Origin of the sequence: Winogradskyella sp., from assembly GCF_028282165.1 — a bacterium.
Classification (GTDB): domain Bacteria; phylum Bacteroidota; class Bacteroidia; order Flavobacteriales; family Flavobacteriaceae; genus Winogradskyella.
The window spans coordinates 1-16535 of the sequence record NZ_JANQIM010000039.1 but is presented as its reverse complement, the minus strand read 5'-3'; the positions used below and the strand labels follow the sequence as shown (position 1 = coordinate 16535).

General features: G+C 36.2%; 10 protein-coding genes. 4 read left to right on the top strand and 6 right to left on the bottom strand.

The window, feature by feature from the left end; all coding sequences use genetic code 11:
* Positions 1-1747 (top strand): insulinase family protein (locus Q0972_RS15570; protein WP_299367432.1); only part of this gene is annotated, 1747 nt, incomplete at its 5' end.
* 45 nt (positions 1748-1792) lie between these two features.
* Here the strand turns inward: Q0972_RS15570 and Q0972_RS15565 are convergent.
* Positions 1793-2686 (bottom strand): EamA family transporter, encoded by an 894-nt coding sequence (locus tag Q0972_RS15565; protein ID WP_299367429.1) that lies wholly within the window; start codon positions 2684-2686, stop codon positions 1793-1795.
* Between the two features lie 96 nt (positions 2687-2782).
* Here Q0972_RS15565 and Q0972_RS15560 point away from each other — a divergent pair, with 96 nt between their 5' ends.
* Positions 2783-3298 (top strand): heavy metal-associated domain-containing protein, encoded by a 516-nt coding sequence (locus Q0972_RS15560; RefSeq protein WP_299367426.1) that lies wholly within the window; start codon positions 2783-2785, stop codon positions 3296-3298.
* A gap of 51 nt (positions 3299-3349) precedes the next feature.
* On the opposite strand, the gene Q0972_RS15555 is transcribed toward Q0972_RS15560, so the two are convergent.
* The 3 genes from Q0972_RS15555 to Q0972_RS15545 all read right to left on the bottom strand — a co-directional run bounded on the left by Q0972_RS15555 (position 3350) and on the right by Q0972_RS15545 (position 8941).
* Entirely contained in the window at positions 3350-3481 is a 132-nt protein-coding gene (locus tag Q0972_RS15555) for a hypothetical protein (RefSeq protein ID WP_299367423.1), read from the bottom strand.
* 373 nt (positions 3482-3854) lie between these two features.
* Positions 3855-6023, bottom strand: a complete 2169-nt coding sequence (locus tag Q0972_RS15550) for a DUF5689 domain-containing protein (protein WP_299367420.1) — start codon at positions 6021-6023, stop codon at positions 3855-3857.
* A 35-nt stretch (positions 6024-6058) separates the two neighbouring features.
* Complete coding sequence (locus Q0972_RS15545) at positions 6059-8941, bottom strand: TonB-dependent receptor (RefSeq protein WP_299367418.1); 2883 nt, start codon at positions 8939-8941, stop codon at positions 6059-6061.
* A 227-nt stretch (positions 8942-9168) separates the two neighbouring features.
* Between Q0972_RS15545 and Q0972_RS15540 the strand changes: the two genes are divergently transcribed.
* Entirely contained in the window at positions 9169-10254 is a 1086-nt protein-coding gene (locus tag Q0972_RS15540; RefSeq protein WP_299367415.1) for an endonuclease/exonuclease/phosphatase family protein, read from the top strand.
* A gap of 54 nt (positions 10255-10308) precedes the next feature.
* On the opposite strand, the gene Q0972_RS15535 is transcribed toward Q0972_RS15540, so the two are convergent.
* Together Q0972_RS15535 and pbpC are read right to left on the bottom strand one after the other, a co-directional pair.
* Positions 10309-10746 carry a hypothetical protein gene (locus Q0972_RS15535; protein ID WP_299367412.1) on the bottom strand — a complete coding sequence of 146 codons (438 nt, stop codon included), beginning with the start codon at positions 10744-10746 and terminating at the stop codon, positions 10309-10311.
* Between the two features lie 49 nt (positions 10747-10795).
* The gene (pbpC, locus tag Q0972_RS15530; RefSeq protein ID WP_299367410.1) at positions 10796-13147 is read right to left on the bottom strand and encodes a penicillin-binding protein 1C; all 2352 of its coding nucleotides are present in this window, start codon (positions 13145-13147) and stop codon (positions 10796-10798) included.
* 109 nt (positions 13148-13256) lie between these two features.
* Here pbpC and Q0972_RS15525 point away from each other — a divergent pair.
* Positions 13257-16535, top strand: a 3279-nt coding sequence (locus Q0972_RS15525) for a hypothetical protein (RefSeq protein ID WP_299367407.1), incomplete at its 3' end; no start/stop codon positions are given.

The following is a 16535-nucleotide window of genomic DNA, read 5'->3' as shown; positions in this document are numbered from 1 at the left end:
TGCTAATTTAAGTTTTGGTTTTTCTGGTGGATTTGCAAGCTCCTTATCAAAATATGCCGATCGTATTTTGGAATTAATGGCTGATGCTGCGATAAACCCATTATTGATAGAAGAAGAGTTTGAAAAAGAAAAAGAAAAACTTATCGAAAGCATAAAGTCAGAAGAAAAGAATGTAGACGCCATAAGTAGAAGAGTAAGAGATGTTTTAGCTTATGGTAAAAATCATGCTTATGGAGAATATACTACAGAAGAGACCATAAATAATGTTGCTTTTGCAGACATACTAGCATTCTATCAAAAGTATTTTAACCCCAATAACGCGTATTTAGTTGTGATTGGTGATGTAGAGTTTAAAGAAGTTGAAAAACAGATTAAAGAGCATTTTGGGAAATGGGAAAATGCAGTAGATATATCCATTCCATTACAACCAGCAGCACCAAATGCACAGTATAGACAGATCAATTTTGTGGACAATCCTAGTTCAACGCAATCTAGCATCTATGTAACTAATAATGTAGATTTAAAAATGAATGATAAGGATTACCATGCAGCATTAATTGCCAATAATATTCTCGGTGGTGGTGGCGAAGGCTATTTGTTTAAAAACCTTCGTGAAGATAAAGGATATACTTATGGGGCTTACTCAAGTTTGGGGGCAAGTAGATACGGCTTAGGGCGTTTTAATGCTTCTGCTAAAGTAAGAAACGAAGTAACAGATAGTGCTGTTGTTGAATTTTTAAAGGAAATAAAACGCATTAAGACTGAACCTGTAGATGCACAATTACTAAAAGATTCAAAAGCAAAGTATGTAGGTAATTTTATAATGGGATTAGAGCGTCCACAGACAATTGCTAACTATGCGCTTAATATTAAACTCAACGATTTGCCACAAGATTTCTACACCACATATTTACAGAAAATAAATGATGTCAGTGTAGAAGATGTAACAAGAGTAGCAAACAAATACTTAGGCGCCAATCAAAGAATTGTTATTGTTGGTAAAGGAAGCGAAGTTTTAGATAACTTAGAGAAAACAGGTATACCTATTCTATACTATGATAAATATGCCAATAAGACTGAAAAGCCAGTTTTTACCAAGCCGTTACCAGAAGGTTTAACAGCAGAAACGGTTATTAAAAACTATGTAAAAGCAATTGGAGGAGAAGATAGCTTAAGAAAAGTGAACTCTACATTAACTAATGCAGATGTAACCATTCAAGGGGCGCCATTTAAACCCAAGGCCATATTAAAGCAAATGTCACCAAATAAATTTTCTATGGAGATGATTGTAGAAGGGATGGGTACAGTAATGAAGCAAAACTTTGATGGCGAAAACGGTTACATGGAACAACAAGGACGTAAAGTGCCTATGGAAGAAAAAGATGTTGCATCAAGAAAATCTACTAAAGGACTCTTCCCAGAATTATTTATGGAACCTTCAAACATAGAACTCGAAAGTTTAACAACAATAGAAGGAACGGATGTTTATAAGGTAAAAGTTACAAAAGACGAAAAAGAATCTTTCAGATATTATGATGTAGAGACAGGTTATTTAGTAAGAACAGAAGAAACCCAAGAAGCCCAAGGGCAGTCCATTAAATCAATTACAGACTTATCAAATTATAAAGAGGTTAATGGTGTTATGATGCCAGGTAAATGGAAAATTGCTAATGGACCTCAAGTTATAGAATTAGATGTTACCGATATTAAAGTCAATGAAGGGGTAACCGCTGAAGATTTCAATTAGAATATTATAATAATCTAATATAGAGATAAAAAAAACCGAAGCCCACTAGCTTCGGTTTTTTTGTACACTACCTTTATGGGATAAATAAACACCGATTAATATTAGCAAAGCAGCCAAAGCCTGTATTAGGCTAAACGACTCACCATCTAAAATGCCCCAGATTAAAGCTACTATCGGCATCACATAAGTTACGGATGAAGCAAATACTGGAGTAGAAATTTGAATCAGTTTATTAAAAACAACCTTGGCCAATGCCGTACCAAATACAGAAAGAATAGTCACATAGAGTAATGAATTTAACAAATAGGGATTATTAAGTCTTTCAGTAGTAAAGAAGTCGGTAAAAAGTAAAATGACTAAGGCAGGAATCATAATGAATACATAATTACCTGCAGCAATAGCCAGAGGCTTTACATCTTGTAGATACCGTTTTATAATATTCACGTTTGCCGCATACATCAAAGTCGATGCAATGACAAATCCTGCATACAAATAATTTTGATTTGGGTTTAGTGCGGAGCCTTTTAAAATCAATATAGCAGTACCTATAAATCCTATAATAACACCAAGTACCTGACGCTTAGTCGAGACAATTTTAAACACTGCAAAGCCTAATAAAATGGTATTGAGAGGTACAAGCGAATTAAGTATAGAAGCTACAGCACTATCTATTTCAGTTTCTGCAATAGCAAAGAAAAAGGCAGGAATGAAAGAACCCAAGAGCCCTGAAATAAACAACCATTTCCATTTCGATCTAGGAATAGTTTTTAGATGATAAAATCCTGTTGAGAGTAAAATGACACCTGTTATAATTGTTCTGAGCGCACCCAATTGATATGGCGTTAAGCCCAAAAGCGATTTCTTAATTAGAATAAAGGAGCTTCCCCATATAACTGAAAGAACAAAAAGGTAAATCCATTTTATGTTGGGATTTTTCATACAGAAACGTTGTCAAGAAATCACAAAAATCGTTAATTCCTTCGCAAGAAATGGTAATATTTATTAGTTTTAGCCAAAATTTAATAGTTTGTATCTATGAAGACATTTAAGAATATATGTATTGTTGCAATTATGGTTTTAGCTTTTGTTTCTTGTAAAAATAATGATCAACCAGAAGTTAAAACAGTAGATGTTGAAGTTGCTGATAATGATGTTTCAAAGACTTTAGACCCTAATGCTACTTATGCCAAAGTGGAGTTTGGTATTGAAGGTATGACTTGTGCTATGGGCTGTGCCAAAACAATTGAAAAGAAAATGGCAAAGATGGAAGGCGTAAAATCTGCAAAAGTAGATTTTGACAAACGATTGGCAATGGTGGAGTATGATGAAGCAAAGGTGACACCAAAGTCTTTAGAAGAAGCAGTTAGTAAGGCAGGTGATGTGTACAAAGTTAAAGACATGAAGATTGTGGATGATTTTGATTCTGAAAAAAAGACATGTGAAGAACTATGCAAAAAAGCTTGTGCCAAAGATGCGGATGGTAAAAGTAAAGAAGACTGTAGTGAGGCATGTAAGAAAAAATGTGCAGAGAAAGCAATGAAATCAAAATAACAGAAATCCCTTGTAATATATTTAAAACGCTGTCCAATTTGGACAGCGTTTTTATTTTATGGGCAATTGCAACAACAAAAATATATCGAGGGCATCAAATGTAAAACCTACTATACCATTTAATCCTAAATTACTTGTAGAAGTATAAAAGCCAATATAAGACATCCAAAAGGTAAAATCCATAATAAAAATATAGGAGTCTTTTTAGCTTTTAGTTTAGCGTTAAGCACATTTCGTTTTTTACCACTGTAGCGCAACCAATTTTTAGATATAACAAATACAGAAATTAAACCATAAATCGTCCAAAATTTTCCGAAAGAAAGATTAATAAAGTTCATTTGCTTTACAAAAGCAAAAAAGAACGCACCTAGTGACAAATAGATAGAAAGCTCTAAAAAGTCAATATAGAATAGAGCTATTTTAAGACTGCGTTTCCCAAGTCTTTTTTTATAATAGTTAAAAACAGAAATATAGTAACGATCTAACATAAGCCTAAAAATAAAAAAAGCCGCTGCAATAAAATGCAGCGGCTCAGATATTTTAATTAAGATATTTTCTAGTTACCAGTAACAACCACATTATCCACATGATATCTAGTTGTAGCACTAGAGTCAGAACCTTCGTAGAAAAATCCAACAACCATATCACCATCAACACATGAGACATTGATTGGGCCCACAGTTTCAAAATTACCAAAAGTACTTGCTGGACCCACAGGGATAGCTGCATCTAGTAAAGTCCATGTTGCAGTTGTTGGATCGCCGGCATAATCGGTAGATACCCAAACCGACAGATTAGTGCCATTATCAAAGCTAGCCTGTACATCAAATGATAATTCTTCGCCAGTCGTCCCGTCCATATTAATAGCAGGTGTTACCAACCAAACATTAGCTTCGGCATTGCCAGAATTAAACGCTGAAATTCGTGAGTAAAAATTACCACTAAAGCTGCTGATAAACCAATCGGTATCAGTACCACTAATGTTAATATTGTCCCAGCCTTCAGAAGCATAAGTGCCAAAGCCTTCAAAGTCTTCTTCAAAAATAGCGGAACCGCCTCCAGAAGGATCTGTACAGTCTAAAAAGTCTGGGTCACATCTATCAGTATTGTTAAAGTCTATGTCGTCAGGGCTATTGATAATTATTACATTAAAATCATCACCGAAATCTCTCGTGAATACACCTTGAATATCCCCTCTGTTTTGTGGTACTGGCAGTGCTTTAAAATCGGCGAATGTACTAGTTTGTAATTCTATAGAAGCTGTTTCTTCAAGACAGCTCTCAAGAGTTCTTAATCCGTCAAAATTATCAGCAGGTTCAGCTGAATAGGTCAATCCTAATAAGTTTCTATTTATCTGTACATCGCTAAACTGAAGCCAGGTGTTTTCATCACTCTCAGTAACCCCTAAAATTGAAATCATTCTTGGAGAAATATCTTCAATGACCTCCCCAGGAATTATAAACTCATCAACTAGTCCATCTGGGATTTGAACAATTTCTGAAACATTTGGAAAGCCAATATTAAAAGTTCCGTTCTCAACATCGACTGCAAGACCATTCAGTCTAATGTAAACCTTTCTACCAAAAGGAAATGTTTGATAAAGATCTTGTCTGTCTAAGGAAACTCTAAACCCTAATCTAGGATTAGGAGGCATATCGCCATCCTCTAATGTTACTTGAGCATCATTACCATCGGTCGAGTTTTGTATAATTAATTCCTCAAAAAAGTTGCCACTTTCATCACTCGAAATAACATAACCTTCAATTATAGCAGGTGCTTCATCTAAACCAAATTCTACATATCCACCTTCTTGTTCCCAACGCGATACAACATTGCTAAAGGTAAGTGTAGGTTGTATGTTAGGATTTAGTAAAGAAGGTTCGCATCTGTCACCAACAAAATTAACATCTTCGGGAGTATTAATGTTTATTGTAAACTGCTCACCAAAAAAATCTTTTGATAGAACTGCTGTAATACTTCCTGCACCACTAGGTAAAGTAAGCGCCTTAAAGTCTGCGAAAGTACTGGTTTGCATTAAAATGAAACCACCATCGGCATCACAGCTCTCAAGAATTCTGTCACCATCAAACTCATCTGTCGACTCACCAGCATAACTTAAACCTAGTTGGGATTGTGTAATTTGAGCTGAACTTAACTGGACTAATGTGTTTACATCATCGTCAGAGATTTGAGCTAATGTTCTAACATTAGGCACTATGGTTTGAATTTCGGCCGACCTTAATATAAAATCATCTTCTTGGGCCGAAGAAATCTTTTCAAGATCACTACCTTGTGGTTCACCAATTGCCACGACTCCATTACTAAGTCCAACAGCCAAACCATCTAGCTTTACATAGATTTTTCTACCAACCTCGTAGCGTCCAAAAAGTGGGCTAACATTAATTAATACTTTTAAACCAGCAGAAGCATTTTGGAAATTATTTTGAATAACAATCTCTTCAAAGAAATTACCTCCTTCGTCATTAGAAACTACATAACCTTGAACGTAGCTGTTGGTTTCTTCAAATTCAAATATGCTTTCTCCAGCTGCCTGTTGCTGCTCTAATAGAGCTTTAACAGCCTCAATTTCTATAATTGTTCCGTCTATTACAGGTTCTACAATATTTGTATTAGGAGTGTCAAAGTCGTCATCTTCAACACATCCATTAAACACTACTAAACCTATGATTAATAGCAGTATTTGGTTAATTTTTAAAGTCTTCATTTTTTTGTTTTTATATTGTTTTATCATAGCTTTTTTTAAAATCTTACATATACATTGAGGTAGTATGTAGTACCATTACCAAAGAAATATCTAGGGCCAAATAAAGGGCCGTTAGGTCTAGATTGGTCTTCGCGCATACGTCTAAAATTGGCCAGTCGTGATTGTTCAAAACCACCCGTTATATATTCTTCATTAAAGACATTGTTTACGGTCGCAAAGAACCCGAAGATGTAGTCATTTATTTTCCAAGATTTACCACCAATAAGATTTACCAGCATGTAGTCATCAAATTGTTCCTGTTGGAGCAAACCCCTAGCCACATCAGGATCATAATCATTGAAGGCGTTACCGTCAAAATCTGAGCTAAAGTTAGCAGATCTGGCTAAGTTACTTACATCTATATACGCATTAGAAAAGAAGTTGCTTGTGGCTCCTATATACCAGAAGTCTGGATCTCTATATTCAAAACCGATTTGAAAAGCTCGTTCAGGACCGCCCGGAACATGATAACCATCCAATTGAGTAGTTCCGTCACCAAATGTAACTTCACGATCAACACCTTGTCTGTTTAAAAAGTCAACACTTGTCAAATATAAGTTTGGATTATTTTGAAAGGTATATTGACCAACAGAAGCAGCACCTTTTAACTTAATAGTTGGTGTTACCTGTGCTTCGATACCGAGCTCTACTCCAATATGTCGCCTTTCGATATTGGTTAGGATTTCTTGTACAAAAGCATCTTGCTCTACACCCAATCCCGCTATATCCTCTGTGAAGTAAAATCCTATATCAGAACCATCCTGAAAACCACTATAGAAACCAGTAACTCTTGCTTTTACTATTGGTGATCTAAAAATATAACTAAGATCAGCGGATTGTATTTTTTCGCTTTCTAAACCAATTACAGTAGCGTTGGTTTGTCTAGCATTACTAAACGCGTTTCTTATTGGGGGAGCCTTAGTGAAATAACTTCCATTAAAGTCTATTAAGTGTTTACCAGTAACTTTATAGGTAAAGCCGGCCTTAACGCCATAATTTGTAAAATCTAGCTGGTCGCTTTCTCCAAAGGAACCATCGTTGCCGCCACCAGCGAAGAAACCGTTTTCATATAGACCAACTCTTTGATAGGATGTTTGAGAGATGCTTCCTGCAACGTAAAAATCTACTTTGTTGTATTTAAATTGTGCCTGGGCAAATGCATTAATAACATCGGCATTCATTTCATAATTATACTTGTAGCGGTCTCCTTCTCCGGCAATTCGATTAGGATTTCTTAAATCACTCTGAGCAAGGTTTCCAGCAACTTCATCATCAATAGCATTATCTTGCTCATCGGCAAAGAAATCTACATCTAGATAACCCGTACCTCCAAGAAGATCCTCTATTCTTGCAAAGTTTTCACTCTTAAGGGTTCTATAGTTTAGAGCAGCATTAAGTCTTATATTATCTGCAAGTTCAGCATCTAAAATAGTGTTGAATGTGAACTGTTGATCTCTTACCACATCAGCTTGAATGACATACGTAGAGTTCCCATCAACATTTGATGGTCTTAGGTTTGTTTCATAAAAGCTGTCCCAAGGCATTTGTCCGTTTTCTAAGAAATCCTGTTGCAATTCAAAAGCATCTTGATAATCATTGGGCGTAGGATCTGGATTTCGTAAGGCATAACTTGGTAATAGTTGGTAATAGGTTGGATCTGGATTACGAGCGCCTCCCAAAAACACAAATTCCCCATTGTCATCTTCATAAAGTCTAGTACCGCCATTATCAATTCTAGTATTGGCAATCTCACCAAATTGATAGGCAACATTAGTATTTAATTTTATCTTAGATGAGATATCCCAATAATGATTAAGCATCAAAATGGGTTCGTCTATTTCTCTAATTCTTGAGTTACGTTGTTCGCCATTTTGAATTCCCCACCATGGATTGTATCTTCTTCCTTTTAATCGAAAAATTTCATCAGTAATCGCTGTAGAACGACCACGTCTGTTCTGGGCATAAATTCCGGTAAAGTTTAGACTGTGTTTATCGTTAATCTGTTTTTCTACGGCTACAAAGAACGAATTAGCATCGTATAACGTTCCATCTCTAAAACCTTCCTCACCAAAACGTCTAGAACCTAATACAGAATAGGACCAACCGCCTTCTAAAAGACCTGAACTGTAGCTAGCCATTACCCTACCTTGGAAAGTACGGTTAGCAGAGGCATAAGAAATACGACCTCCTCTTCTGTATTTTGAAGCGCGCATCATGATATTGTTAGTACCAGCTAAATCACCAAAGTTATAGTCATTGGCAGACATTCCCATGGAGAATTCTTGATTACGTTGTACATCGTTTAGTCCTCCCCAATTTCCCCATTGAGGTCTACCGTTAAATTGTTTGTTCATTTCAACACCGTTAATAAGCACTTTACCATTAGCATTGTCTAGACCTCTTGGTCTAAAGAAGGTAGCACTAAAGTCAAATGCGGCAGCGTTGAGAAACACATCTCTAGAAGCTTGTAACAGACCAGAAATATTGTCTGTTATACCGTCGTCTTCACCATTTAAATTATCATCAGAAATTGAAATAATGAATAAATCATTTTTGTCACTCGTATCAAAATCGAGCGTCATACCGCTTATATCTACGGTCTGTCCCTCATTGACAATGATCGGGTAACGTTTTGTAACATAACCTACTTTTTCAATTTTCAGAACTTGTTCGCCCAAGGGAACATTCTGAGTAAAACTAAACTCACCTTTAGCATCGGTCTTAAGGGTTTGCCCAGTTTCTTCGATAGTAATTGTTACATCAGGAATAGGTTCTCCTGTAGTTCCGTCCAGAACACTTCCCTTAACAACAGTTTGTTGTGCAAAACTTGTTAGAGAAAAGGCAATTCCGAACAGAAAGAGTAAAAAACTTTTTTTCATGCCTAATTTTAAATTGATTGTTACAGTAGATTAAATAATAGTTATTTAAGGCGTGCAAATTTACATCATTTATAATAATTACATACTTTTGGCAAGCAATTTGCACAAGGATATAACAATTAGATAATATATCAATCATGAAACACCTCTACAAAAAAAGTAAGCGTATTGTGCTAACTCTAACAAAGGTGTTACATCTGACCTAATTAAACAAAAAGATTATCCAGATGAAATTACTAAAATCTCTCCTTCTTTTATTTTCAATAGTTTGTATTTCAAATACTTGGGCACAAGAAGAAAAGCGCTTTAAAATTCATACAGTAGCATTTTACAATTTAGAAAATCTATTTGATACAATCAATGACCCTCTAAAATTTGATGAGGCAAGTCCTATAATGGAGATGAAGGCCAATCGTTCTGAAGTTTACAAGAAGAAAATTAAGAATATGGCAAGAGTCATTGCCAGTATTGGTGCGGATAAAGCCAATAACTCGCCCGCAGTAATTGGTGTCTGCGAAATTGAAAACAGAGATGTTCTCGAAGACTTGGTGAATGATCCGTTGTTATTAGGTAAGGATTATGGTATTATTCATTACGATGGCCCAGATAAGAGAAGTATTGATGTTGCTTTGTTGTACCAAAAGGCCCTTTTTAAACCTGTTGAGTCTAGTTCGCATGAATTATTGATTTATGATGATGTCACTAGAAAACGCGTTTACACTAGAGATCAATTATTGGTAAGTGGAAAATTAGATGGTGATTTAATTCATATCATAGTGAACCATTGGCCATCTAGAAGTGGTGGGGAGGCAAGAAGTCGCTCTAAAAGAGTTGGTGCAGCCAAGTTAAATAAACATATCATAGATTCTTTACAATCTGTAGATCCCTATGCTAAAATTTTTACTATGGGCGATTTAAATGATGACCCGACTAATGAAAGTGTAAAAAAGGTCTTAAAGGCAAAAAAAGACAAAAAGAAAGTACCATTTAAAGGTATCTATAACCCTTATGAGAGGATGTTTACCGATAAGGGATGGGGAACTACAGCTTATAGGGATGCTTTAAGTTTGTTTGATCAAATTATGATGACCAAGCCATTGTTAGATGATGATTATTCGTCATTTAGATTCTGGAAAGCAGGGATTTATAATCCATCATATATGTTCAATAAACGAGGAAGATGGAAAGGCTATCCCTTTAGAAGTTTTGCCGATGGTGGTTTTACAGGTGGTTTTAGTGATCACTTCCCAGTCTATGTTTATTTGATAAAAGAAGTCGATGAAACAGCGCGCACAGAACAGACTAAAGGTTAGAAAAAACTAAATATAAAAAAGGCGTCAATCTAAATTGACGCCTTTTTCAATCTTTTAAAACCAAAGGTTCCAAGGAATTTTAGCTAAAACCAATATTAACGATAGTGTGTAAAAAATGGCTAGCATTTTAAACTTTGGTTTAGATACTAATTTCTTTTTATGCTTTGAATAACCAATAGTAACTAAAGTAACAGCTATAACCATGGTTAATGGATGTTCTATAATTAAGTTTCTTAGTTCAGAATTTTTCATAACCTCACCCATACCACCAACTTCTTTTATAGTGCCAAAATAATCTTTTAAGAAGAAAAGTATGATTCCTATTAGTAATTGAATATGCATCGTAATCAAAGCAAATAAGGAAATCCTGAAATCTTTGGCATCAAACTCCTTATTGCCAAAAAACTTTATCAAAGCATTAAAGGTAGCTAGTACCAAGACAAGTAATACAACATAAGCCCAGCCAGAATGGATAAATTGAATTGTACTCATTTTATGAATTTTTAGAGTACAAAAATAGGGATTTGTAAAAGAATAGGGACTACTCTAAAATTGTAATTTTATGTTTTAACTCATTACCCAACTCATCAACAACAGTAATGACATGTTCGCCCTCTTCGGGCAAAATAGCCATATCATGAATATCTTTTGTGCTGCCAACAAATTGATTATCAATATACCAATATAATTCTAGTTCTGGTTTGGAGTGTGCAACTCTAAGCACTAAATCGTTGGTGTTACCGTCAAAATCCTTAGGTAAAAATATAGTGTTTTGCCGATTAGGGTAAATGAATTCCATACTCACAGCAATAGATTCGGTACAGTCCTCTCGGTAAGGCGGAAGTGCTTTATAGAACGGATTTTTATTTTTGAAGTAATAGGCTTGTAAAGGAGGCAGTACAAACCAAGGTTGATTTTTAATTTTTGATACCACCTCACAAGATGAGTTAACCTGAAACCGTCCATGAACATCCAAATGAACCAATTGATGAAAAGGGCACGGTTCCGTTTTTTGTCCACTATTTTGAATATATCTCATTTCAGTCTCATCACATGTTGAAGAAGCTCTATAACCACTTTTTTTGCATATACTCACCTCGATCATTTCATCATAGGGCTTGGCAAACCATTCACTTTTAGGTAATACGCCAAAAACATCAAATAGAATAGGTGCCGCAGTTTGTATGCCTACCAGCCCTGGTCGCCCTTCGCCATCAGCATTGCCAACCCAAACACCAACCACGTAATCTTTGGTTGTACCAATGGCCCAAGCATCTCTAAAGCCAAAACTAGTTCCTGTTTTCCAAGCGATGTCCTGAGAAGAATCGTAGAATTCCCAACTCTCATCACTATTGGGTCTATTAACTTGTTTCATGCTTTCAAACGTGAGATAAATAGAAGCAGCATCAAAAACATTTTTTTCTAAAGTTAACTTTCCGAAGTCAACAGTATTTTCAGAATTATAGATAGGTTGGGTAAACTCATTAGTAAAGTACTGGCTAGAATTAGCGTTAAAATGATTTAGTGTCGATGCCATAGCAGCATAGCTTTTACATAAGTCCCATAGGTTACTCTCTGCGCCTCCAAGCACTAACGACAAACCGTAGTGATTAGCATTGTATTTTAAATCCTTTAGCTTTAATTGTTGTAGATAATAGTAAAAACGATCTAGCCCAAAATCTTTAAGCATGCGCACAGCAGGGACATTTAATGAGCGTGATAATGCCCGATTCGCATGCACGGCTCCATCATAGGATTTATCAAAATTTTCAGGTTGATAGCTTCCAAATTGAGTAGGGATGTCTGCCACCAAGGTATTTGGTAACAAATCACCGCTGTCTAGCATTGCTGCATAAAGAAAAGGTTTCAATATACTGCCTGTGCTTCTCGGTTTGTCGATAATGTCTACACTTTTTTGGTGAGCCTTATCTGTAGGAGAGTTGCCTATGTAGGTTAATACTTTTCGTGTATCTATATCTAAAACCAATACCGAAATATTATAAATCTCATTCTGCTTTAAAAGATCGTAGTGCTGTTTTACGATGGTATTGGCTTGTTCTTGTAGATTAACTCTTAGAGTGGTTTTTACGTGTCGACCTTTGTGTGTTTTAGAAATTTTTTGAAGTAAATGTGGCGCAATTTGAGGAAGTGGATATGGCTTTTGTGGCAAGTGTTCTACAATAGAAAGCTCATAAGTCAATTGGTCTATTGAGCCATTTTCAAATAATTTTTTTAATAAACGATTTCGTTTATTTAATAATCGCTTTTGGTTTTTTCCTGGGTAAATTAAACTTGGCGCATTAGGAAGTACAGCCAAAGTAGCACTTTCTGCCCAGGACAAGTCAGAAGCACTACGGTTAAAATACCTCCAAGAAGCAGCGTCAACACCCACAATATTGCCACCAAACGGTGCATGGCTAGCATATAGCTTTAAGATCTCGTCCTTAGAAAGTCTAAATTCTAGTCGCGTAGCCAAAATAAGCTCCTTAAGTTTTTCTAAATAAGTTCTTGATGGTCCCTTTCTGGATAAGCGAATGACTTGCTGAGTAATAGTGCTTCCTCCTCGTTTTACTGAACCAGAGCTTAAGTTTTCTTTAAAAGCTTTAAAGATGGAGATGGGGTTGAATCCAGGATGTTTATAAAAGTATTCATCTTCAAAAAGCAAAATACAAGTTTTAAATTTATCGGGAACATTATTTGTTTCAGGAAACCGCCATTGCCCATCATCGGCGATTAAAGCGCCTAATAATTCATCAGTGTCACTTGTTATAACCGTAGCAGTTGGATCTTTAAATAACTGATTTGGTAAACAGAAATAATAGAAAACAAGCAGTGAGAAAACCACAATTAATTTTATCCTATTATGTTTAAAAAACCGAATCAACCTATACATCTACTATACAAGTGCTACACAATAGCTGATTTTAAGACCTTCTTATCGAAAGGAAACCCTATTACGTAAATTTATCCTTTATTACACAAATTTATCTATATATTTAAACGTGAAAAAATGTCGATTAGATCTTAAACTGCTTATATTTTTATGTATTTCTCTGGTTGCTGGAGAAGTACATGCGCAACTTAATGCTACAACTATAGGGAATGCTATAGATTTAGGAGGTAATTGTTATACGATCACTCCAGATTTACTCAACCAATCTGGAGGCGTTTGGTACGACAATCCCATAGATTTTGATGAGGACTTCACGATTTACTATCAAAATAATTTTGGTACTAAAGACTTCGATGGAGCAGATGGTATGGCATTGGTTTTCAAGAGGGATGTTAACCCATTGATTGGAGGTCTTGGTGGAGGTCTTGGTTATCAGGGTATTACACAATCGTTAATCGTAGAATTTGATACCTTTCAAAACAACAGTGCTGGTGTTGGCGTGCTTGGTGACCCAGTATTTGACCATATTGCCATACAAAGAGACGGCGATCCATTTCACAACAATCCGGTAGCTAATTTAGCAGGGCCCGTTCAGGCTAGTGCTACAAGTGGAAATATTGAAGATGGTTTAGATCATGAAATAAAAATACAGTGGAACGCCTTAGCACAAACCCTCGATGTTTATTTTGATTGTCAATTAAGATTAAGTCTAAATTTTGATATAGAAGCGAATATATTCAATGGAGATGAAAGTGTATTTTTTGGTTTTGTAGGATCTACAGGAGGTTTTTCAAATCAGCATCGGGTGTGTTTTAATAATATAACATTTGTAGACAACCTGTTGTTTGAAGATCAAACCATTTGTTTGGGCGATACATACGATGTTGATGCTACTGTACCAAGTGGCGACACCTATTCATGGAGTCCAACCACAGGTGTAAGTAATCCTAATATAGCTAATCCAACCCTTTCGCCTATGGTGACTACAACGTATACAGTTACCATTAGTGATAATTGTGGTGAGACCACTACTGAAGATATCACAATTAGCGTTTTGCCTGTAGAAACGCCAATTTTTGATGCCGTACCAGCAATTTGTGCAGGCGATACACTTGCACCTCTCCCTACCACATCGAATAATGGAATAACGGGAACTTGGAGCCCAGCATTGAATAATATAACAACAACGACCTATACGTTTACCCCAAATGATCAGTGTAGTGAAACCACAACACTACAGGTTGTTGTAACACCAAATACAACATCAATCTTTGATGCTATACCAGCAATTTGTGAAGGAGAAACCCTTGCGCCTCTGCCTACTACATCTAACAATGGAATTACGGGAACATGGAGCCCGGCTTTAGATAATACAAGTACGACAACCTACACCTTTACCCCTGATGCTGGTCAAGGATGTGTGATAGGAAATACTCTAGAAATTGTAGTAAACCCTGTTACAACTCCCATATTTAACGCTGTAGATGCCATATGTGCTGGTGAAGCGTTACAACCACTACCAACAATATCAATCAACGGTATTATGGGAACATGGAGCCCAGCTTTAGACAATACAGTTACAACGACTTATACATTTACACCAAATGCTGGCCTGTGTACTGATACAATAACATTGACAATTGAAGTAGATTCTACAGATACAGATGGTGATGGAGTTTTTGACACATGTGATCTAGACGATGACAACGATGGTATTTTAGACACTATTGACTCTTCCTATAAAGGTATTGAAAATTGGGAAGTCGTAACTTTAGGAACCTCCTTGTATATAAATAGTGTTGCTGATAATTCTGGATTAGCATCATCAGATTGGCAAACAGCAGTGTTAAACTCGGGTGTAACACAGATCAATAGTGTTGATGATTTTGCAGGAGTAGAACCTAATTTTACGGGTGCAGGGTTAAACATCATTACATCAAATACAGGGACTGAACCCATAAGTTTAACCACTAATCAAGTTAGTGGCGCTGATAATATATCAGGGAATGCATTAAATTATCAAATTGATGCTAGTGGCACAGAAGTTACTTTCGATGTTTTTTTCGATAATCCTGTCAGAGCAGCTGGCTTTGAAATTATTGATTATTTTGATACGGATAATGCTATTTATATAACATCTATCCTACTTGATGACAATCAAATTGCCACGTTTACCGCAAATGCTGTGGGTTTAGATGCCTCTGGTATTGCGACTTTAATGGATGGTGTTAATAACACCTCATTAATTCTAGGTCATAGTGTTGAACTATTTTTTGGGTTAGTATCGGATATCAATTTTTCCAAATTGACCTTGGTTTTGTCTAAGAACCCATCATCTGGTGACGATTTTGCCTCCATTGATGCCATAAAGTATGCCTTGGCAACTGATCTGCCTGACGGGATATTTCATCACAAGGATTTGGATAGTGATAACGATGGCATACCAGATAATATAGAAGCCCAAAGTACCGCTAATTATATTCCTCCAAGTGGTGCTCCAAATGCTGGTTTTACCGATATTAATATGGATGGGTTAGACGACCGTTACGATGATTCACAGGCGGGAGTTGGCTCTAATGCTTCAGGTACTTATACTCATACAGGACTGGGCTTAAATCCAGTAAATACAGATAACGCTGATGAAGTAGATTTTTTAGATAATGACAGTGATAATGATGCTATACTCGATTCCAATGAGACAGGTTTTTCACTTTCAGGTATCACAGGTATAAATGGATTAGACAATGATGTAACGGTTGAAGCGGCCGATAATTATACCGACGTAAATGGGCTAGCATTTGATGGCGTAAACTTTTTGTTATTGGATACTGATGATGATACTTTGGATAACGGTAGTAATGCTGTCCCAATAACTACTGACTTCGATTACAGGGACTTTTTCTTAGAGACTCCTGTTTTTGATGTCATAGATCCTATTTGTGAAGGAGATGTGTTGTCTCCATTACCAACTACATCAAATAATGGAATTACCGGAACATGGGGTCCAGCTTTAGATAATACCATAACTACCACTTATACGTTTACACCAGACCCTGGGCAAGCTGCAGAAACTGTAACATTAGAAATTGTTGTAATTCCTAATATAATACCTGTTTTTGATGCCGTTAACCCGATATGTATAGGAGATGTGTTGTCTCCATTACCAACTACATCAAATAATGGAATTACCGGAACATGGAGTCCAGCCTTAGATGACACCACAACTACCACTTATACGTTTATACCTGATACCGGACAAGGTTGTGTTACAGAAATAGCATTAGAAATTGTCGTCCACCCTTTGCCAGTTTTTGCAGAGCCCGATCCCTTGGAGGTCTGCGACGACGGTGTTCCCGACGGTCTCACATCGATCGACCTAACGCTGCGC